Origin of the sequence: Corynebacterium sp. H130 (assembly GCF_037572395.1) — a bacterium.
Taxonomy (GTDB): domain Bacteria; phylum Actinomycetota; class Actinomycetes; order Mycobacteriales; family Mycobacteriaceae; genus Corynebacterium.
In genome coordinates this window covers 64,861-86,151 of record NZ_JBBHLA010000005.1, presented here as the reverse complement: position 1 = coordinate 86,151, position 21,291 = coordinate 64,861, and the positions used below count along the sequence as shown (strand labels likewise).

Below are 21,291 nucleotides of genomic sequence, written 5' to 3'. Positions count from 1 at the left end.
TAGCACTTTTGAAGTGGCGATTATCTAACGGGGATTATCGCTGTCGCGGAGGCCTCCGCGTGACTGGCTCCCCCAGCGCCAACCGCTCGCGCACTTCCCGGATAAAGGCCGTCTCCTCTCCTAGATATGTCCGCAATTTCGCCTTCGTGATTCGAAGCATCTGGAATCCCGCATTGATGAGGGCATCGGTCCGCTTCTTCTCTTTCACCAAATCCGCTGGATCCGTATACTTTTCGAGCCCGTCCACCTCAACAATCAGAAACCCTCCGATGAGGATGTCCACTCGATACCGCCCCAGAAGCCAAACTTGCAGGTCAAAGTCGGTGATGGAGGCTTCGATCAGTTGCGCTCTCGCTTCGGACTCGAGTGGGCTTTCGCTTCGACCGTCGGCAAGCCCAAGTGCCCTGCGCACCTGCTTCATCCCCGGCAGCCCCGCGAAACGCTCGAGGGTGGTCGTGAGTTCATCGCGGGTGGCGTGGCCGTGGCGGAGGGTGTAATCCATGATGGCCAGGGCGTCGGCGAGCGATCCATATCGCGACACATCAAAGATCACACGCGACCGGATAGCCACACGGACGCCATCCTTCACCACAAAATCATGTTCCGGCAGCTTCCAATTGACGTAACGCGTACCGGCGAACCACTGACTGCGTGGCGGAACAGGAACGTCGCCGGGCAAACACAAGGTGGCGGGACCGTCGCGGAGAACTGGCATGCCCCACACGCGCGCCGCTGCCTTGCCGACGAGCACAGCCCGATACACCGACATGCCCGCGGCAATCGCCCGGACCCGGGATTGCTCCCAGGGCGCTAGGTCCAGGTAATAGTCCTTCCTCACCACAACCTCACGAGCCAGAAACATGAAGGCGCTCTTGTGGGAGAGCTCCCAGATCGCACGAGCTTCGGAATCGAGCTTTCGGAGATGAATCAGCTGGCCAGGTGCAAGATCTTCAAAGTTCATGCCTTGCACTATTGGCACAGGATGAGGAGGAAGTGAAGCACCCCCGGCGGAAGGCTGTGGATAAGTCGGGTTATCCACAGCCTGGCACATGAAGGCGGGGCCCGGGGCTTTTGGGTTGGCGTGGATTCTGGTAGTTAGGGTCGGCGGTCCGTCGCCCCAACGATAATCTTCGTTAGATAATGGCCACTTCAAAAGTGCTACACGTCCAATATCTAACGGAGATTATCGCTGTCGCGGACCCCGCGACAGCCCCGCCTACCCCACCACCGAAGCCAACGCCCCTACTACTGAAAGACCACACACCGCCCAATCAATAGCTCGGAATGGGACTGGCCGAAGAACGGTCCGCTTTCCTGGCAGTAGGACTCCGGCGGTTTCAAGGGGCAATTGTCGGCCCGTGCTGTGGACGAGCATGCGCGTGATGAGGGGAAAGATGACGTATCGAACCCGACCCAAAACCGACTGACCAGAAACCGAATACGCCGAGGCGTACCTGCGCCCCATGGGCAGCAGGTTCAATGCTGTACCCAGAACATAGGTCAGGCGTTGATTTACCCCTATGGATTGGAGCGCTTTGGCTAGGTCGGAGATCCGAATATAGGCGCTGGCTGCGAGGAGGCTGGCGATGAGGGCGCAGCCACGCATGCCTAGGGATAGGGCGAGATCCCAGTGGCCGCTTGGCACGTGGATGATGGCGAGGGACGCGAACATCGGTAGGCAAAGGCCGAGGAGGACCGGTAGGCGTCGCCAAGCTGCGATCAAAGAGACCACAACTATGGAAAGAGAAAACCACACGTCGTTGACGCTGAGCACGGCAATCCAGGTGCTCAGCGCCAACAACAACATGGTTAGTGGGTTCATTGGGTGACTCGGGCAGGGAGGGATCGGACGACGTAGTAGACGATGGCGAAGACGGCGGCTTTGTCGAGGGGGTCGGAGATGAAGGATTGCATCGTCACGGATTGGAGCAGCGAGTTGCCCATTTCGCGGAAGGCGGAGACGATCGCGCCAGTGCCGACACCCGCGGTGCCACCGTAAACGAAAGCCGCGATTGGCGCAGCGAGTGCGCCACAGATGAGGCCGATGACGGCGCCGCTGATGATCCAGGTCCATATGCGATCGAAGAGGCCACGTTCCTTGGCCAATCCGGCGAGTAGGCCGGTCAGAGCGCTGATAACGGCGAACGGCAAGGCTGCTGGGTTCAGCAGTCCCCAGACTACGGAGCTCAGCGCACCGGTTGCCAGGCCAGCGGCGGAACCTGCGAGAACGGCGACGAGCACGGTGCCGATGGAGTCGAGGTACAGCGGAATACCGATGGAACCGATCACTTGGCCCAGCACCATGTTCAGCACGAGCGCGACCGGGATGAGGGTAAGTGTGCGAGCGCTGAGGTTAGGAATTGCGCCGGCGAGCAGCAGCGCCACGCCGAGCAGGTATCCGCCCAGGGTGATTAGTGCCTCCGTTGATCCGCCGACGGATTCCCAGGACGATGGGCGCACGAGGACGAGGTACATCCACGTGGCGATAATGACAACGAAGCCCGAAATTGTGAAAATGCGTGACACAGTAATCCCCTAGTAAGTACAGTGACTAGCCCCCTATGTCACCTCGGGGAACAGCTCATTCTAAAACCAGTTGGTTCACCGGAGCAAAGACGCTACACAATTCCGCGAATTCTTCCTGGTGGGATACCAGCACGGCGCCAGCGCCAGGGGTGGCTAGATGTTCGGAAAGTGCCTGGAGGAACAGCGTGGTGCCACGGGGATCTAGCCCCACATCGGGCTCATCCAGCAGCAGAATTAAACGCCCCGTTCCAAGGGCTGCGCCGAGTTGGGCGAGTTTCATATCTGTGGTGGACAGGTCAAAAGGGTGGACAGTAGCGTCCAGTGCCAACTTCGAAAGCCACGGCTCCGGAACCATCGCACCGACTGTGGTGTGGATGAGGGCGTCGTAGGGGTCTTGCACCATGTATGCGCAGTCGTCCCGGTCAGCTAGCGCGCGCAGCAGCGTGGTCTTCCCTGAACCGTTGGGGCCGCGCAGCCAGAGGACTCCGCCTGCCGGAACGTGGATGTGAACTGGGCCGATGTGGAAGTCGGTGCGGGCTGGTCGCAACCATTTCTTTTTCGTTCCGCGGGTGCCGGTCAGCTCCACGTCGAGTGCGACCCCGGTCTGCGTTGGCACACGCGCAGGCAGCTGTGGTGGGGTGCGGGGGTCATCGCCGATAAGTGTTACGGGCAGGTCTGGATAGTGCTGGTGGGTGGAAAACAGGGTGACAGTGGTGGGCAGGGTGGCGAGGAGTTCACGCAGGTCGGTGGCGGATTCGTGGTCGAGGCCTGCGAATGGGTCGTCGAGCACAAGGTTCGCTGGTTCCAGCACGAGTACGGAGGCGATGGTGAGTTTGCGTAGTTCACCGCCGGAAAGGGTGAGCGGGTTGCGTTCTAGCAGGTGGGTGATGCCGAGTTGCTGTGCGATATCTTCGCAGCGTTGTTGCATCTCTTCGCGATCCACCCCGCGATGCTCCATCCCCACTGCGATCTCTTCGATCACCGTGGAGCGCACGTAGGACAGGTGGTCTTCAGCAACCGAGGAAACGTACGCCGCGCCCTGCTGTTTTGCCAGCTCTTTGGCCCGGCGCGTCAGCCCGGAGCCGGAGTAGCCGAGGTATTGGTGGATCATGGCAGCTGGCACGCCCGGAGGAATTCTGCGTGCGCCGCCTCGATATCCACCGAGGTGACCAGGTGCGCGTTTGCTTCCCTGCCCCAGTGCCCGCGGAAGTCGGCGATGGTCTGCCCGCGGGTGAGGCCTTCCCGCTTATCGACGTCTACAGTCACATCCACCCCGTCACAAGGCACCTTTCCCAAGGCGATCATGCAGGTGAGCAGGTCGTGGATCTGCGCGAGGTAACCTTCGCCTTGTACTTCGTGGAATTCGAAGTAAAACCGCAGCATGTCCGGCAGGTATCCGGAGATCGGAAGATGGCTGGTAGCGGCGATAATCTCGTCCAGCCGTTGTGGGTCAATGGTGAATTGTTCGGTCACTTCGAGGGAGCACACCGTTGCTTTGTTGTGCGCGAAGAACTCGGCGGCTGCGTCCGGGTCGACCCAGCTGTTCCATTCGGCTACCGGGGTGGTGTTGCCGCGGTATAGGTAGGCGCCACCCATGATGGTCTTCTGGGCGGGACTGTCGCACATCGCTGCATTGGTTGCGGGACCTGTGATGATCAGGTGGTCGTGCTGTTGGCGCCACAACTGCTGCCAGTTGGTCTTCACCTCAACTGGCTCCGGCGTGAGATATCCGAGTCCTGCATCACCGTGGGTTTCTGGGGTGGTGACCAGCTCTTTCTCCAGCGGTCCTGCTTGTCCTGCTGCTATTGGCACGTCCGTGACGTTGCATTTTTCCAGCACGAAGTGCGTATTGATCGCGCCCTGCTCCGCCGTCGTATTTCCCGCTGTGGTGGTCACCCCGACGAGCCGAATCTCGCCAGCCCGATGCAGCCCAGCCAGGTAAACCAGGGCGAGGGCGTCGTCGATGCCGGTGTCGCAATCGAGGAGAACAGCTGGAGTCACGGTGGCCCTTTCTTAGCGAAGCTACTGCCCCAAGAGTTTAGTTGCGATCAACCCACCCACGCTTATCGACGGCCAAAGGTTGTCAGCCGACCTCCAAACACAATCGCGCACCAGAACCAGCGATGACCTCTACCCTGCCATTTTCGCTCGTAAAGGCGCTATCCCCGTCCAGCTTCACCCAACTTTGAAGCATTTCGACGGCGTACTCCCCTTTCCCTTCTGCCAGAAGAACTTCTAGAAATAGGGCAAGTTCCTCCAGCGTTAGCGCTGCGAGGATATCCGGAAGAAACTCACTGGTGGCCAAGTCAGAAAAGGAAGGCACCACAAAATTCGTCTGCACGCGTGACATAGCTACGCAGCCTAGCCGGCAACCCTACAGCGGAACTGCTAGTCTCGGGCCTAATACCAGCAGCTAGAAGGAGTGTTTAGGCGTGAAGAAGCGCATCGAAGTTACTGGAGCCGTCATCGTTAAGGATGGAAAGGTTCTTGGCGCAAAGCGAGGCGAAGGAAAGTCGCTCGCTGGCTACTGGGAATTTCCAGGTGGAAAGATCGAGCCCGGCGAAACTCCAAAGGAAGCTCTGGCCCGCGAACTTCGAGAAGAACTGCACATCGACGCTGAAGTCGGCGAGTTTGTCACTACGACTGAGCACGAGTACGACTTCGCAATTATTGTTCTTTCCACCTACTACTGCTCGCTTGAAAAGGGCGAGCCAAAGCTGACCGAGCACGCAGAAGTTCGCTGGCTCACAGGCGCTGAAATGCTCGAATTGGAATGGGCCCCAGCAGATATCCCTGCCGTTGAAATCATTGCCAAGGAGTTCTAATGAAGGGGGCTTGGCACTCAAACCTGATAGATGATGTGATTCACGGTTTTGTCGATCGCGAGCACGATTCACATCAGGTTTTTGACCCGCGGCTCATTGCAAATGCCAACGAAAATGAGACGATGCTCGCTGCCATTCAGCACGAGCTTCATAACTGTTCTTCCTTCAAGTTTTCGATCGCTTTTATTTCCGCGAGTGGTTTGTCTTTCCTAAGAGAAACCCTTCGAGAATTCCCTGGCAGGGGCACGATCGTCACCTCTCGCTATTTGGATTTCAATGAGCCAAACCTATTCCGGGAACTGCTTGAAATCGAAAACCTCGATGTGTTCATTTATGACCATCCTCATGCTGGTTTTCATGCCAAAGGCTACATATTTGAAAACTCTCCATTCTTAACGGCAATCATCGGAAGTTCCAATCTCACCGCGAAAGCATTGGTTGCCAACCAGGAATGGAATATTCGCTTCTCCACCCAGGAATCTGGCAGCATCGCTTTCCAAATTTCTGACGCAATTGACCGCCAGCTGCAGCATTGTGTGCCACTCACAGAAGAATGGATCCAGCAGTACGAAAGCGAAAGAAAGACGCTCGTACGTGAAGCTGTCATTGACCTGTCGGACGAAACCAGTCTCCAGCAAGACACCATCGAGCCAAACGCAATGCAGGTTGAGGCTCTAAAGTCCCTCAACGAGCTCGTTGAGCTTGGACAGAAACGGGCCATCATCGTATCTGCGACTGGTACCGGTAAGACGATCCTCGCAGCACTTGCCGCAAAGCAGTTCAATCCAGAAAAAGTTCTGTTTGTCGTTCACCGCGAACAAATCGCGAAAAATGCATTGCAGGAATTCCAAAAGGTATTCGGACTCCCGGAAAGCGAATTCGGTCGTTTTACCCAAAATATTCGTCAATTGGATCGACGATTTGTCTTTGCAACTTCCCAGACACTCTCGAAGCCAGCAACCCTTGCTTCAATTGATCCAGAGTTTTTCGATTACATCATCATCGATGAATCTCACCATTCCGGTGCAAAAACATTCCGCAGCATCATCGATCATTTCAAACCGAAATTCCTCCTTGGGCTCACCGCAACGCCAGAACGAACCGACTCGATCAATATCTACGAGTTGTTTGACTACAACCTGGCCTACGAAATTCGGCTGCAGCGCGCATTGGAAGCAGGTCTTCTTGCACCGTTTCACTACTACGGTGTTTCTGATTTCACTCGAAATAGCGTCACATCCGACGAGACGTCCGACCTTGCCTTCCTCGTCAGTGAAGAACGCGTCAAATTCGTGGCAGAGAAAATGCAGAAATACGGTTGGGCTGACAACGTCAAGGGCTTGATCTTCTGCAGCCGAAAGGATGAAGCACGCGAGTTGTCGCAGCTATTCAACAAGAAGCGCGTGTTTGGAAAGCTCCTGCGCACTGCAGTACTGACAGGCGAGGATTCAGCCTCCGTACGTGAAGCCACCGTGCGAGAGCTCGAAGAAGGACGACTCGATTACATCCTGACCGTCGACATCTTCAATGAAGGCATCGATATCCCATGCCTCAATCAAATAGTCATGCTGCGACCGACTCAGTCCAGCATCATTTTCACCCAACAATTGGGTCGTGGCCTGCGTCAGTACCGCGGCAAGGAACACCTGCAAGTTATCGACTTCATCGGCAATTACGCGAACAACTTCATGATTCCAATCGCACTTTACGACCGAAAATCTCGAAGAAAGGAAGACCTGCGCAAGATGGTTATTGAACGAAAATCAATCGCAGGCCTGTCCAGTGTCAACTTTGATGAAGTTTCAAAGGAACGAGTTCTTCGTTCAATTTCTGCCGCGAAACTCGATTCCATCGCGGAGCTCAAGAAGGACATCAATCAGTTCAAGGACGCACACGGTCGTCTTCCAAAGCTCATCGACTTCGCAAGCCTTGATCTCACAGACCCAGTCATCATGGCGACTACAAAGGATTCGCCAAATTACTGGAGCTTGCTTCACCGGTTGAAGTTCGTTGAAAGCAAGCCTTCGGATTCTCAGCGGCGCTACCTCAACTTCCTGTCCGGAGAACTATTGAACGGCAAGCGCCCTCATGAGCTCATCGCGTTGCAAAAGCTTCTTTCCGAAAAGAAGGCCTCCGCAGCAGATTTGAAGCGAGCGATTTCTCGCCAAGCAGTTGAATCCGATGACTCTACTTTCGAATCCGTTCTTCGAATGCTGACGTTCGAATTCCTAACCTCCCAGCAGAAAACGGAGAAGAAATACGGCGCCGACCCAGTACTTGTTCGTGATGGCGCAAACTGGGTGTTGCACCCTGATTTCGAAAATTCCTACTTTGCCAAGGACAATTCCGAATTCCGTAGTCACGTCGACGACATCATCGAAACTGGCCTTTTCCTGTCCCGCGAGCGTTATTCGCTTTCGAATACCTTCACCATTGGCCAGCGTTATTCACGCAAGGACGTCTGTCGTCTCCTCAATTGGGAGGGCAACTACGAAGGAATCGTCTACGGATACAAGTGCGACCTCGCTACCCATTCCTGCCCCATCTTTGTCACGTATCACAAGGGCCCTGACGTCGAAAGCAGCGTGAACTACGACGATCAATTCATCGATCAGTCAACCTTGCTTTGGAATTCACGAAGCAATCGAACTCTCAAGAGCAAGGACGTTGCACCAATCGTCAACGGAGACGTCGACGTCCACGTCTTTGTAAAGAAAGACGATGGAGAAGGCACTGATTTCTACTACCTCGGCACCGCACTCCCAACGAATGTCCGTGAAGGAACCATGTCCGGTAAGGAAGGCGAGGGCCTCAGCGTCGTTCGAATGGATCTCAAGCTGGAACACGAGGTCGATCGTGAGCTGTACGACTACCTAGAGACCCCTTCCTCCGAGTAGTCCGCCAAGCCACCGGCCCGTCGATAAGCCCTTACTTTTACCCCCGCGGGAACTTATTTCTGCGAGGGTTCATCATATGTGGTGATATCTGTCACCAAGGAGGGCTTATGAAGAAGGCTTTGGTTGTTATTGTTGCGCTGGTGCTTGCGTTGATTGCGCTACGGCCGGTGATTGTCGAGCATGTGGTTTTGCCACTGCAGCTGCGGTCAAGTGGCATCAAAGACACGAAGGACAGCAATGACTATGAGAGTGAGCTGTCGAAGATCGCGCCTCGTGGCACGGACCTGAGGGTCAAGGAGATGACTTCGGTAGATATGGTTTCCGCGACCATCATCCTGCCGGAGAACACCTCGAAGGAGGAGGTGAAGGCGTTCTTGGATAAGGCCCAGCCTGTGGTCGAAGAGCAGGCTGCGAAGAAGAAAACCAAAACCAATGTGCATGCGAAATTGGATGGCAAGAAGGTGATTTTCAGTCACGAGGAACGCACCCCACCGCTTTCTGAACAATGGTCGAAATCCGAAGCATTGCTGCCGCAAATGGGCGACAAGGCGGACACGATGATGTTCTACCTCGAATACATCACTCTTTCGGACAACAAGGAGTACAGCTCTGGGGCCGAGTGCGCGAAGGCGCTTTCCGCGAAGCAGGGCATTCTGGCCGGCGAGTTCACATCCATCAGCACGCTCAAATGCAATGGCGCGCACGTCTCCTTGGACAAGTCGGACAAGGCGGACGAGTACATGAAGGACTTCGCCGCCATCATGGAAAAGCTTCCTGGTATTCCCGAAAAGACCTCCATCTCCATTGAAGAGAACGGCTTCCTGTTCATCCACAAGGAAAAGGAACTTCCTGCAGAGGCAAAGTCCGCCTTCGAGGCGTGGCCGCACGGGGAAACCAAGACCTACAACAAGTAGTTTCGCGCTGCTCCGCCCCCTTTTTACCCCCGCGGGAACATTGCCCTGCGGGGGTTCATCTCATGTGTTGTTATCAAAAACAAAATCTGAAGGAGGTTCAAGGTGAAGAAGCTGCGGTGGCAACTCACTGGACTTGCCATCCTCATCGCGTTCGCCTGGGTCAGCAACACCTTTGACAAGGCGGTCCAATGGTTTGAGCGACGCGAAACAGAAAGCCAATTCACCACGCAAGAAAGCAAAGACTACCAGCGCGAACTAGAGGCCATCGTCCCGGCAGGGTCCGAAGTCCGTACCGCGGATCTCACCGAGTCCAACGCCATGGCCGCCTACATCACCCTTCCGCCCAGCAGCCCCACCGACATCCGCGCTTTCCTCGAACGCGCCCAACCTGTCATGGACGCCCAGCTGGCAAAGAAGGACACGGTGAGCTCCATCGACGTGCTTTTCGACGGCCATCCGGTCACCTTCTACCACGAAGACGAGCTCCCGAACCTAGCCGAACAGTGGGACATGGCCAACACTTACCTGCCCCAAATGGAACACAAAACAGACACGGTGAATTTCCTGCCATCGACGGTCGAATTCTCCGAAAGAGAGACCGCATCCCCCGCTACCTGCGCCAGCATCCTGCCAGCCCGCAAGGGAGCGTTCGATTCCAGCTTCACCACGGTGATGTTCTCGAATTGCGGTGGGACCAGAGTGTACTTCACCGAAGATACCTACCTCACCGATTTCGCGGAGATGATGAAGCAGCTCGAGCCATTTCCACCAGATTCTTACCTTTTCGTCCGAGAAAACGGCGAACTCGACATCCGCCTTTCCAAGGACACCTCAGCTAGAAACACGGCGGTACTGAAAAAGTGGCGCCATGGCAACGTCCAAATAGAAACGAAGAGATAACAATTCGCATTACCCCAGGACAAGGAGAAAAAGCCTTGATAGTTTATACGCACAACTTTGATAATCAATTGAGGATGTCATGAACAACACCAAGAAAGTGCTGGCCATCTTGGCTGCCATCGCAGTCGCCGTCATCGTCGCCGCCAGCCTCACCTTCGTGACTCTCAAGGACAAGTTCACCGGAGATACCCAGCCCGTAGCGGCAACTGAGACTCCAATCGAAACTCCGTCCCCTTCCCCAAGCTCCTCCGCTTTGCCTTCCGATCCGGAAACGTCCCTGACGCCGGTAGCTGGCAAGTTCGAGGACGTCGAAAAGCTCGCGTCCGAGCTGCAGCCGCTGCTTCCGGAGGGTGCGCGCGTCACCGTCGACCCTAAGGGCAAGATGCAGACCGTGACGGTGTCCGTGCCAGAAGAAGTCAAGGACGAGGACATCGCCCTAGCACTGGAGCGTATGGAGAAGGTTTCCGTTGCCGCATGGCAGGCAAACGGCGTCAAGACCGTCTTCGGTCGCCGCTACAAGGACGACTTCGTGATGCTCGTCGAGCCATTCACCGACCGCGAAGCCGGCAACTTCCCCGAGGTTTGGAATGCCGCAATGGCTGCCACCCCAGCTGTCCGCGACTTCACCAAGGTGGCCCGCACCACCCCAACTGCGGTGTTCCTCCTCGACGAAAAGGAACGCACCCCCAAGGACTGCACCGACTACATCAAGCAGGTCCGCGGCGAGCTCAAGGAAGACCTCCTTCCAGATAACTACGACTTCGTCTACAAGGTCCGCCACTGTGGCCCGAACAGCATCAACGTGATCGCCAAAAAGCACCACATGGACGCCAAGCTCGACGCCGCCGCCGGCCTCATGGGCGAAGGCACCGTCCTGCCGAACGACACCCACGTGGTCGTGCGGATGGACAGCGACATCGACGTCTCCAACCCCACCCCGCTTGACGACGCCACCCTGGCCAAAATCCAGCAGGCGTGGCCATTGGGCGAAGTCATCCACGTCAAACACCAGCAATAACAACCACTTCAAGGACACAACATGAAACGCACACTCTCCGCACTCATCGCATGCCTTGCCCTCGTGGGCTGTAACTCCAAGGACGAGCCAATCGTTGCCCCGGCGCCATCTTCGTCTTCCGAAGCGCCTTCTTCTTCTTCTGCTGCTGCTGGCTCGGAACAGATCGCACCACCTGACAAGACCAAGTCCAAGAGCTCCGAGGATGAAGTCAACCAGGCAGCCTCCGACAACGCAGCGCCGGCCACCGCCGATGACCAGGTCTTCGTGGAAGAAACCATCGGCCAGTACATCTCCATCCTGCCTCCAGGCGTACAGGTCAAGGGCGACCCTAAGGGCCTAGACAAAATGATCGCCGTCGATCTCCCAGCTGACCTGCAGGGCGAGGAGCTCAAGCAGGCAATGAACCAGATCCATCCGATCGCCGTCCAAGCATTCCAAGAACACCAGATCAACACCCAGGTCGGCCGCCGTGACGACGGACTGCTATTCATCGTCTCACCATGGTCGTACGACATGAAGGAAGGCCTCGTTTACGACCAGTACGAAATGGCAAAAACGAACCGTCCAGTGATCAAGGACTTCTTCGACTACGCCCGCATCACCGATCTGTCCTTCGTCCTCAACGATTTCGAATACTACGACAACGCAGGCTGCGTTAAGGCCCTGCGCAACATCTCCAACAACTTCGAAGACAAGGACCTCAACCTCTCAGGCCAGGAACTCTTCATCAAGATCCCTGACTGCGGTGGCATAAACGTCATCGTCCACGGCTACGCCGGATACATGGATCCAAAGCTAAACAAGATCGCCGACATCATCGAAGCCCAAGGCACCATCCCAGAAGGAACCCAGCTCAAGGCATACTACGATGGTCATCTCGATGTAGTCATGCCAGCGCCAGTCGACTTCACCGTCAAGGACCGCGTCAAGCCATTCTGGAACCTCGGCGAAGTCGACGTCCGCCAGTACTAGAAATCTTTCCCCCATTTGGACTGACTTTCAGGCGTTTCCCCAGGTCGCCTTGTCCGATTGGGGGATGTTTTTCTTCGCAACCGAAATCTTTCCCGCCAAAAGACACCTTTTCAAGCGTTTCCCCAGGACACCTGGCCCGAATACGGGAGGTTTTTCCTCCCCACCGAAATCTTTCCCCTGAAAAATCACCATTTCCAGCGTTTCCCCAGGACACCTGGCCCGAATACGGGATGTTTTTCAGACCTTCTGAACTTTGACCCGCGCAAGCGTTTCCTTGCCATGGAAGATCCAGACGATGGCTGAGATCATGGCGACCAGGGAGCACGCTAGGAATGCGGTTTGGTAGCCGTAGGCGTCGGCAAGCATGCCCACGAGGATGGGGCCGGTGATGGCGCCGAGGTCTTGGGCCATTTGGAAGTTGGCGAGTACTTTGCCACCGGAGCGGTCGTTGCCGATGAGGTCGGCGAGGGTGGCTTGTTGTGCTGGGTTGAGGAGGCCGCCGCCGATGCCGGCGAGGAAGCTGAAGCCGATGACCATGAGTGGTGTTGTGGCGAAGCCGAGGACGCCGGTGAACAGCAGGTTGAGGAGCAGGCCGGTGACGATCATTGGTTTGCGGCCGTTGGAGTCGGCGAGTCGTCCTGATACTTGGATGGAGAGGGCGCTGCCGAGGGCGAAGGCGGCCATCGCGAAACCTGCGATCGCGCCGCCTTTGTGGAAGACGGAGGCTGCAAACAATGGCAGGATGGCCACGCGCACGCCGAAGTTCACCCAGCCGTTAACAAACCCGGATAGCAGCGCCGATTGGTAGGACGGGTGGTGGATGACCTCGCTGACGGGCATCGCCGGCGTCGCGACCTTGACCTGTTCCTCCCCTGCCTTAGGCCTAAGCAGGAAGCCGACCATGCAGGTCACAAACAGCAGCGCAACGCCATAGATGATGAATGGGATGCGCATACCCAGCGGCTCGACGAGCGCTCCCAGTACCGGCCCGAGCACATTGCCGATGAGGAAAGCGCTGGCATATGCCGAGGATGCGCGCCCGCGGATTTGTGGCGGCGAGTGCTGCACGATAAAGCCCATCGCAGACACAGTGAACATGGTTGAGCCGATGCCACCGATCAGTCGCAGCGCCAAAATGTGCCAAAACTCCTGGGCAAACGCGATACCACCGGTGGTCAGTGCGACGATGACCAAGCCCATCATGTACACGCGCCTGCTGCCGAGCTTATCGACGGCCATGCCTGAACTCGGGGCGAACAGGAGCCTCGACAAGGCAAACACCGACACAACGGCACTAGCTGCGGCAACTGGGACATCAAAGCTTCGCGCGAACTGAGGCAGGATCGGCGCAATGATGCCGAAGCCCAAAGCGATAACGAAGGCGCCCGAGACGAGTACCCAAATTTCGTAAGGGATGGCGGTTTTTTGCTTGTCAGCTGCGGAGGATGAGGTTGTCATGGCAGTAACCAGGCTATCATCAATTAATTTTCGAACACCTGTGCTATTTTTGGATTAACGTGTCCACCCCATGTTTTAGAGTTGCGCCATGATCAAATCCACGAAGAAATCACCGTTCACCGCCACCATTCATGACCTTCGCCGCCTCCATTGCACGCCACTTGAAACGGTGGCCATGACGATGAAGCATCCACGCTCACTGGCACGAAACACGGCTTCTTGGCGCCCACCAACAATCCACATGCCCGCCAAATCCGCAGTGGATCCCATCGCCATCACTGTGACTAGGCACCGCGTTGGACACCTAGCGAGGGCAAGAATTCGCGGATACGGCGAGTCACGCACCCCTGCTTACATGATCGCCATCCGCCTGACGTCTCCTGAAGGGCGCACCATCGGCAAGACGGAAGCTGAAACCTGGGCGCGCGCCCTCCTACCCGATTCGGGCAGATTTTCCGTGCACCGCATCGATGGTTTGGGCGCGCCAACATTTTGCTGGATCGTAGATCAGCACTTCATGCCTATTGAATCCCCTGCGTCCCTGTTTGAATCGCAGAGGTCAGCAGCCTAATCCTTGTCGGTAGCTTCGACATCGTCCTCGCCGTCGGCTTCGTCATCGAAGTCGTCGTCGAGGTCATCCTCCAGGTCGTCCTCGAAATCCTCGAAGTCATCTTCCGCCAATTCTTCGGCAAAGATGTCGTACACTTCCGGCTCGAACTCGTCCTCGTCAAAAGCGGTGAGCTGGGACTCCCAATCTTCCGCCTGGTCAGCAGCGAGGGAAAGGATATCGAAGAGGCGATCAAAGTCGGTGAAACTGCCCAGGTCAAGGATCTCGCTGACCTGCGAAGCAACATCGGACTGAATGGACTCGAAAAGACGAGCACGATCCTCGTCGCTCAGCTCAGACGCGTCATCGCTTTCCCACACCTCGGAAATAGCCTCATCGACCATCTCCTCGTAGGAATTGTCCACGGACACGAACGCCACAAAAGCAGTAGGTACGTCCTCATGAACATCCACCAGAACGCGGACCTCAGAGTTCTCGGCAACGTCAGCGATCACCAAGTTTGGATCGTCGGTGCTCTGGTAGAACTCCAGGTCAGCGATGCGCTCATCAGTGCCGAGCAGCAAGTCGCTCAGCAGGGTAACCACCTGGTCTGTAGCAACATGGCGATTCACAGTGGTCAGCGCATCCTCAACGGAGAACACGACAGACACCAGCACAGCCTCAAAATTCTCGTCATCCTCATCCACGTCAGCTGCGGCAATGTAAACGTTGGCAGCTGGAAGAATTGGATCGATTTCCACGAACTGGATCTCCAGTTCAGCGGTAAGTGGAACGAACATAGTGTCGTCGTTGACGCGAGACTCAATGCCCTCTGCATCGAGGGCGGCGGCGATATCTTCGAAAAAGCTCATAACGTGACACGTTCCCTTCGTCGAAACAGTGCTGGCAGGAGTCCAACTCGTTTCAGCCTAGTCGCACATTCAACAAGGCGCTGGGAAACCCGCGCAACACAAGCACTTACGTGCGTTAAAACATCTGCTCTGCCAGAGCAATCATGTCCCGTTCCCGGCGCGCATCCGGGCGCTTCGGACACGACGTACACAGCCCAGAACCCGGAGTTCGATAAATCATGCAACACGAAGCCCGACGGGCAAACACAAAACAGTCATCGCCAAGTTCCGGTTCAAAGTCGCAAATCGCCCCGTCAACCACGGCCCGGATAGGAACATCAGGCCCCGCACCAAGGCCCGCAACCAGTTCTTCTCCCACCTCGACTCCCAAAGCAGGATCGAAATTGTTGTTGCCTGCCTCCAGCGCAGTTTGGCGAAGCGCATCCGCAGTAATGGCCCACAGCGGAGCAGGGCGCAATGAGAATTCGCTGCACAGCACGTCGATAAGCGGTGCCACCGACTCCGCAAGCTGAGCACCCGCGTCCCGCGGGCTAGACGCAGCCACATCGGTGTGGAACCCACACCAAAAGCCCTCGTTGCGCAGCTGGCCCTGGGAGAAATCGAACGACGGGACGGCCTCGTAACCAACCATCAAATGCACGGAAGGAGCGATCACAGAGTTGCCAAAACAAAACCACCAGAGCTGCGCCAACGGCTTCTCCCCCATGCGGAACTCCGACTCGCCACTGCGGACCACCTCAGCGACCCAATCGGTGCCATCGACAGGCGTGCCCGCGTACACAAAATTGTGGAAACGCGGAACGTCGGACACGAGCTGGGCCCACGGCAGGGACATATTTCTCCTCTGGAGGTCGGGAAGCACTACCCTTGTCATTATGGTTAATATCGTCGATCGCGACACCACTTTGTGCATTTCTCTTGCAGCCCGCCCATCCAACCACGGCGTGCGCTTTCACAACTGGCTCTACGCCGAACTCGGACTGAACTACCTCTACAAAGCGGTGGCACCCACCGATATCGTTGCAGCCATCGCGGGTATGCGTGGCCTGGGAATCCGCGGCGCAGGCGTATCCATGCCTTACAAGGGCGACGTGATTTCCCTGATCGATGAGCTTGACCCAAGCGCAGCCCGCATCCAGTCCGTCAATACCATCGTCAACACCGACGGCCACCTCAAGGGCTACAACACCGACTACATTGCTGTGGCTTCCCTGTTGAAGTCCCATCAGGTGGATCCCAGCCTCAAGGTCGCAATCAAGGGCTCTGGCGGCATGGCGAACGCTGTCGTCGCAGCCCTCGATGACTTCGGAATGAAGGGCACCGTCGTAGCCCGCAACCACGTCACAGGTGCAGCCCTCGCGAGCCGCTACGGTTGGGAATACTCCACCGAGGTACCGGCCGATGCCAAATTGTTAGTAAACGTTACCCCGATGGGAATGTACGGCGACGACGAAGCCGTCCAGGCGTTCACCGACGAGCAGATCCAAGCAGCCGAGATCATCTTCGATGTAGTGGCCTATCCAGTACAAACGCCACTGATCACGGCCGCCGAGCGCCTCGGCAAGCCAACGATCAACGGTGGCGAAGTTGTTGCCCTCCAGGCAGCGGAACAATTCGCTTTGTACACCGGAATCCGCCCAACAGACGAGCAAGTCATGGCAGCTGAGGAATATTCGCAGCAGAATTGATGTTGGACTGATCCTGGCCCCATGCCAGGCAACCAACACGAAAGGCAGCAACATGACAAACCCAGTTATTACCGACGCTCTCGGCTCCGACGCCGCCCGCCTGAACGACAATGCCGGCCCCACCGGTCGCATGCTTATCGGCGGACTCGACCATGCCGTCCGGATCCAAACCGGAGCGATCGAAGGCTATGTCAACTGGCTGCGCCGCAATAACCCACAAGCGACCCCTGCCGACCTCCAGCGCGAAATGGACAAGCACTTCAAACGCCTTGCCACCGGCTCTGGAGGCGCTGCCGGCCTCGCCGCCGCCGTCCCAGGCGTCGGCTTTGTTACCGGTGCAGCAGCAGTGGGCGCTGAATCCCTCGTCTTCCTCGACGCCGCAGCTCTCTACACCGCAGCATCCGCGCACCTGCGTGGCGTCGACATTCGCGACCCAGAACGCCGTCGCGCGCTGATCCTCGTCGCCGTCCTCGGCGCACCTGGCACCGCGCTCGTCGACACGCTCATGGGCGACATGGACACCAAGGAAGAGCAAGACGTCGCCACCCGCATCAACCGCATGAGCCTGCCGACGCTCAACACCATCAATGCCCAGCTGATGAAGATGGCCCGCTCCCGTCTGACCAAGAAACTGAAGACCATGTGGATCGGCAAGATCCTCCCACTGGGCATCGGCCTCGTGGTCGGAACCATGGCCAACCGGAAGCTCGCCGATCAGGTGATCAGCAACACCCGTGAATCCATGGGGCCAATCCCGGCACAGTTCCTAACCCCGCTGCCGGCAGCACCGGAAAACACCGACAGCAAGCCGAAGAGAAAGCGTTTCCTTTTTAAATAACATGCCCAGTCGTTCCCCGATGAGGCGACTATGGGGAATCATCGCCAGCTATCCCCTCACCACCGCCTCCGCAGTCCTGGCCACCATCGGCGTGGTGACGTTCGAGCTCTGCATCCCACTGCTGACTCGAGACGCCGTCGACGTCGCCACCGGCCAGGCTTCGGGGAGCACAGCAACTCGGCTACTGCCGATGTATCCAGAGCTCACCGCCATCGTCATCGTGATGATCGCGGTGGCTCTCGCACGTTTCCTCTCCCAATTCGGGCGCCGCTACACCGCAGGGCTGCTCTCCATCAACGTCCAGCACCGCATCCGCATTGCCCTGCTCGACACCCTGCAGAAACTCGATGGCCCAGGTCAAGACCGCATCCGCGTGGGACAAGTGGTCAGCCGATCAATCTCGGACATCAACATGGTCCAAGGCTTGGTCGCGATGTTCCCCCTCGCGGTCGGACATATCCTCAAGCTGGCATTCACCGTCACCGTCATGGTGATTCTTTCCCCACTGCTGGCCGTCGTGGCACTGGCCTCCCTACCACTGATCTTCTTCGGAGCACTCGCCTCCCGAAAGCCCCTGTTCGCGGCCACCTGGGCAGCACAACAATCAGCAGCAGACCTTGCCACCCACGTGGAAGAAACCGTCACCGGAATCCGCGTGGTGAAGGCGTTCGCCCAGGAAGAACGCGAAATCGACGCGCTGGAAAAGGCAGGACGCAAAGTCTATGCCATGCGCATGCGGGCGGCCCGCCTTAGCGCAAAGTTCCAACCGCTCGTCGATCAGCTCCCCCAGCTGGCAATGGTTGCGAACATCGCGCTTGGTGGCTGGCTCGCAATGTCCGGGCGCATCACCATCGGCACCTTCGTCGCCTTCGCGGCCTACCTCTCGAGCCTCACCAGCGTCGCCCGCATGCTGTCCGGACTTGTACTGCGCATCAACATGGCCGGCTCCTCGGTCTCCCGTGTCTTCGAAGTCCTCAGCCTCACCCCGCACCACACAGACCCGGACAACCCCACCCTGATCCCGAACGGGCCCGTGGGATTGCGCTTTGAGAACGTAAACTTCAGCGACAACAGGCACCACATTCTGCGCGACCTATCTTTTGAAGTTCGACCCGGGGAAACACTCGCGCTTGTCGGGCCGCCAGGCTCCGGCAAAACCATGGCCGTGCAGCTCATGGGCAAGTTCTACCAACCGGACTCCGGCCACATCGCGCTAACCAGCGCATCCGGATCCATCCCGTTCGAAAATCTTGCCGACACCGATCTCCGCCAGGCCCTCATCTGCGTTTTCGACGATTCCTTCCTCTACAGCGACACCATCCGAAACAACATCACCATGGGTGGTGACTACTCAGACGAAGACGTCGAAAAGGCAGCTCGTGCGGCCCAGGCACACGAATTCATCATGGGCCTTGGGAAGGGATACCAGGAGGTCGTCGGCGAGCGTGGCCTCACTCTTTCTGGCGGGCAACGCCAGCGCATCGCCCTCGCCCGAGCTTTGCTCGCCCGGCCACGGATCCTCGTACTCGACGACGCCACCTCCGCCATCGACGCCACCACCGAAGCACGGATCTACCAGGCACTTCGCGAAGATTTCCGCGACGTCACCATCATCGCCGTCGCACACCGCACCTCCACGCTCGACCTCGCCGACCGCATCGCACTATTCGAAGACGGCCACGCCACCGCCGTCGGTACCTTCTCGCAGATGCGAGAAAACGAGCGCTTTGCGCACCTCATGGACCTCGGGTTCCGCCCAGTGTCCGAGGAAGGCCTGCCTTTCGACGACGGCACCACCGAACCCACCTGGGACGAACTCTGGCCTGATGCCTCACCCACTAGGAAACCAGGCATGAGCTCGGCAGCCGCAAAGGCTGCAGTGTCAATGGTTGGTGGCCCAATGGGGCGCGGAGGCGGAGGCAAAGGTGGCATGGCCATGGCAGCAGCTATGCCCGCTACGCCAAAACTCATGGCGCAGGTAGCAAAGCTGCCACCGGCAACGGAAGAACCAAAAGTCGACGCTCACCACGCCCGCACCACTACCGAGCCGTTCGCACTCATGCCACTATTCCGGCAGGTGCGCTGGCTAATCCTCGCAGTCATGGCCTGCCTGATTATCGGCGTGGCTGTGGACCTAACGTTCCCGAGCCTGGTCCGCTTCGCCATCGACCACGGCGTCATCCGCCAGGAACCCGGAACGCTATGGACCATAAGCGCGGTTGGCGTCGCGATCGTCTTCATCGGCTGGCTCACCGCAATCGCCCAAACGATCCTCACTGCCCGTACAGGCGAACGCCTCCTCTTTGGGCTGCGCCTGCGCACCTACGCGCACCTCAACCGCCTGGGGCTCGACTACTTCGAGCGCACCATGTCTGGCAAGATCATGACCCGCATGACCACGGACATCGACGCCCTGTCTTCATTCCTGCAAACCGGCGTGGCACAGGCAATCGTCTCGCTAGGAACTTTGCTCGGTATTTCCGGAATGCTGCTCGCCACCGATTTCAACCTCGCTCTGGTCGCATTAGCTGTCCTACCGATCCTGATCCTCATCACCTGGATCTTCCGCCGTGTTTCCTCCCGTCTTTACACTCAGGCACGCGAGGAGATCAGCCAGGTCAACGCCATGTTCCAAGAGAACATCTCCGGCCTTCGGATCTCCCAAATGCACGGCATGGCTGACCACTCACTCCGCGAATTCTCCGTGGCAGCCGAAAAATACCGAAGGACCCGCATCACCTCCCAGACCGCGGTCGCCCTCTATTTCCCCGGTATCGGCGCCCTCAACGAACTCGCCTCCGTCGCCGTCCTCGCCTTCGGTGCAGTCCAGGTGCAGCGCGGCGAGCTCTCCCCCGGCGTACTCATCGCGTTCATCATGTACATGGGCCTGCTGTTCGGCCCGATCCAGCAACTCTCCCAACTCTTCGACGGCTACCAACAAGCCGCCGTCGGCCTCACCCGAATCTCCGAACTACTCGGGATGCGGGCCAGTGTCGTCGACAAGGGCGAACGCGCGGTGGGCGACGCTGCGCGCGGGGAGCTGGCGCTTAACGACGTCACATTCTCCTATGCGCCCAACCTGCCGACCATCAACTCGGACTTTTCCCTCTCCATCGCCCCAGGCAGCACTGTCGCGTTGGTAGGCCCCACGGGCGCGGGCAAATCCACCGTGATCAAACTCCTCGCCCGCTTCTACGACCCCGTCTCTGGTTCCGTGTCGGCATCTGGGTCCGACATCCGAGAATTCCCGCTGCACGACTGGCGACGCACCATCGGCCTCGTCCCACAGGAAGCCCACCTATTTAGCGGAACCGTCGCGGACAATATCGCCTACGGCAGGCCAACAGCCACGCCTGAAGAAATCACGGACGCAGCCCGTCGAGTAGGCGCGCTCACCGCAATCTCTGCAATCCCTGGCGGCTTCAACCACCCAGTTGGAGAACGCGGCCGCGGACTGTCCTCCGGTCAACGCCAGCTCATCGCTTTGGCCCGCGCCGAGATGTGCCAGCCAGACATCATGCTCCTAGACGAAGCCACCGCCACCCTCGATCCCGCCACCGAGGCTACGATCCTGAACGCCTCCGACCGCGTGACCTCAACGCGCACCTCCGTGATTGTGGCGCACCGCTTGGCCACGGCGGCCAGGGCAGACAGGATCATCGTCATCATGGACGGCGCGATCGTGGAGGACGGCAGCCACGAATCACTACTTGCGCTGGGTGAGCGATACGCGGGCATGTGGAACGCAAGTTAAGGATCCGATCCTTTAATTAATCAGGAAAGAAATACACAGCTCACAGGCCCACAAACCCCCTCCCCATTCCTCATGCTGACTG

Annotated in this window: 19 protein-coding genes; 10 read left to right on the top strand and 9 right to left on the bottom strand. The window is 57.8% G+C overall.

Annotated elements, in window-relative coordinates:
* Positions 1 to 34 precede the first annotated feature (34 nt).
* From WG939_RS10235 to WG939_RS10210, 6 genes are all read right to left on the bottom strand, one after another.
* Entirely contained in the window at positions 35 to 961 is a 927-nt protein-coding gene (locus WG939_RS10235) for a hypothetical protein (RefSeq protein ID WP_339985413.1), read from the bottom strand.
* A gap of 255 nt (positions 962 to 1,216) precedes the next feature.
* Positions 1,217 to 1,822: an energy-coupling factor transporter transmembrane component T gene (locus WG939_RS10230; RefSeq protein ID WP_339985411.1), complete on the bottom strand. Its 606-nt coding sequence runs from the start codon at positions 1,820 to 1,822 to the stop codon at positions 1,217 to 1,219.
* Positions 1,819 to 2,475 carry an ECF transporter S component gene (locus WG939_RS10225; RefSeq protein ID WP_339985771.1) on the bottom strand — a complete coding sequence of 219 codons (657 nt, stop codon included), beginning with the start codon at positions 2,473 to 2,475 and terminating at the stop codon, positions 1,819 to 1,821. The genes WG939_RS10230 and WG939_RS10225 overlap by 4 nt, the downstream gene beginning before the upstream one ends.
* A gap of 106 nt (positions 2,476 to 2,581) precedes the next feature.
* A complete protein-coding gene (locus WG939_RS10220; RefSeq protein ID WP_339985409.1) occupies positions 2,582 to 3,649 on the bottom strand; it encodes an ATP-binding cassette domain-containing protein in 1,068 nt (355 codons plus the stop codon).
* Complete coding sequence (locus WG939_RS10215) at positions 3,634 to 4,527, bottom strand: nucleoside hydrolase (RefSeq protein WP_339985406.1); 894 nt, start codon at positions 4,525 to 4,527, stop codon at positions 3,634 to 3,636. The genes WG939_RS10220 and WG939_RS10215 overlap by 16 nt, the downstream gene beginning before the upstream one ends.
* 82 nt (positions 4,528 to 4,609) lie before the next feature.
* Complete coding sequence (locus WG939_RS10210) at positions 4,610 to 4,876, bottom strand: hypothetical protein (RefSeq protein WP_339985404.1); 267 nt, start codon at positions 4,874 to 4,876, stop codon at positions 4,610 to 4,612.
* Positions 4,877 to 4,958: 82 nt separating this feature from the next.
* Here WG939_RS10210 and WG939_RS10205 point away from each other — a divergent pair, with 82 nt between their 5' ends.
* The 6 genes from WG939_RS10205 (at position 4,959) to WG939_RS10180 (ending at position 12,052) form a co-directional block, all read left to right on the top strand.
* Positions 4,959 to 5,351 carry a (deoxy)nucleoside triphosphate pyrophosphohydrolase gene (locus WG939_RS10205; RefSeq protein ID WP_339985402.1) on the top strand — a complete coding sequence of 131 codons (393 nt, stop codon included), beginning with the start codon at positions 4,959 to 4,961 and terminating at the stop codon, positions 5,349 to 5,351.
* Positions 5,351 to 8,248, top strand: a complete 2,898-nt coding sequence (locus WG939_RS10200; RefSeq protein WP_339985400.1) for a DEAD/DEAH box helicase — start codon at positions 5,351 to 5,353, stop codon at positions 8,246 to 8,248. Before WG939_RS10205 ends, WG939_RS10200 begins: the two co-directional genes overlap by 1 nt.
* Before the next feature lie 107 nt (positions 8,249 to 8,355).
* The gene (locus WG939_RS10195; RefSeq protein ID WP_339985398.1) at positions 8,356 to 9,162 is read left to right on the top strand and encodes a hypothetical protein; all 807 of its coding nucleotides are present in this window, start codon (positions 8,356 to 8,358) and stop codon (positions 9,160 to 9,162) included.
* Between the two features lie 102 nt (positions 9,163 to 9,264).
* Positions 9,265 to 10,062 (top strand): hypothetical protein, encoded by a 798-nt coding sequence (locus WG939_RS10190; protein WP_339985396.1) that lies wholly within the window; start codon positions 9,265 to 9,267, stop codon positions 10,060 to 10,062.
* Between the two features lie 79 nt (positions 10,063 to 10,141).
* Positions 10,142 to 11,080, top strand: coding sequence for a hypothetical protein (locus WG939_RS10185; RefSeq protein ID WP_339985394.1), 939 nt, complete (start codon positions 10,142 to 10,144; stop codon positions 11,078 to 11,080).
* Positions 11,081 to 11,101: 21 nt separating this feature from the next.
* Positions 11,102 to 12,052, top strand: a complete 951-nt coding sequence (locus WG939_RS10180) for a hypothetical protein (RefSeq protein WP_339985392.1) — start codon at positions 11,102 to 11,104, stop codon at positions 12,050 to 12,052.
* 237 nt (positions 12,053 to 12,289) lie between these two features.
* Here WG939_RS10180 and WG939_RS10175 read toward each other — a convergent pair whose 3' ends face one another.
* Positions 12,290 to 13,510: an MFS transporter gene (locus WG939_RS10175; protein ID WP_339985390.1), complete on the bottom strand. Its 1,221-nt coding sequence runs from the start codon at positions 13,508 to 13,510 to the stop codon at positions 12,290 to 12,292.
* Between the two features lie 88 nt (positions 13,511 to 13,598).
* On the opposite strand from WG939_RS10175, the gene WG939_RS10170 reads away from it, so the two are divergent.
* Positions 13,599 to 14,081 carry a hypothetical protein gene (locus WG939_RS10170; protein WP_339985388.1) on the top strand — a complete coding sequence of 161 codons (483 nt, stop codon included), beginning with the start codon at positions 13,599 to 13,601 and terminating at the stop codon, positions 14,079 to 14,081.
* Here WG939_RS10170 and WG939_RS10165 read toward each other — a convergent pair.
* Positions 14,078 to 14,929 (bottom strand): hypothetical protein, encoded by an 852-nt coding sequence (locus WG939_RS10165; protein WP_339985386.1) that lies wholly within the window; start codon positions 14,927 to 14,929, stop codon positions 14,078 to 14,080. The two genes, WG939_RS10170 and WG939_RS10165, sit on opposite strands and share 4 nt — an antisense overlap.
* Positions 14,930 to 15,044: 115 nt before the next feature.
* The gene (locus tag WG939_RS10160; protein ID WP_339985385.1) at positions 15,045 to 15,764 is read right to left on the bottom strand and encodes a (2Fe-2S)-binding protein; all 720 of its coding nucleotides are present in this window, start codon (positions 15,762 to 15,764) and stop codon (positions 15,045 to 15,047) included.
* Between the two features lie 40 nt (positions 15,765 to 15,804).
* On the opposite strand from WG939_RS10160, the gene WG939_RS10155 reads away from it, so the two are divergent.
* From WG939_RS10155 to WG939_RS10145, 3 genes are read left to right on the top strand one after another with little or no spacing between them, the layout of a single operon-like run.
* Entirely contained in the window at positions 15,805 to 16,617 is an 813-nt protein-coding gene (locus WG939_RS10155) for a shikimate 5-dehydrogenase (RefSeq protein ID WP_339985383.1), read from the top strand.
* A 52-nt stretch (positions 16,618 to 16,669) separates the two neighbouring features.
* A complete protein-coding gene (locus WG939_RS10150; protein ID WP_339985381.1) occupies positions 16,670 to 17,455 on the top strand; it encodes a hypothetical protein in 786 nt (261 codons plus the stop codon).
* Between the two features lies 1 nt (position 17,456).
* Entirely contained in the window at positions 17,457 to 21,209 is a 3,753-nt protein-coding gene (locus tag WG939_RS10145) for an ABC transporter ATP-binding protein (RefSeq protein ID WP_339985379.1), read from the top strand.
* Positions 21,210 to 21,291: the final 82 nt, after the last annotated feature.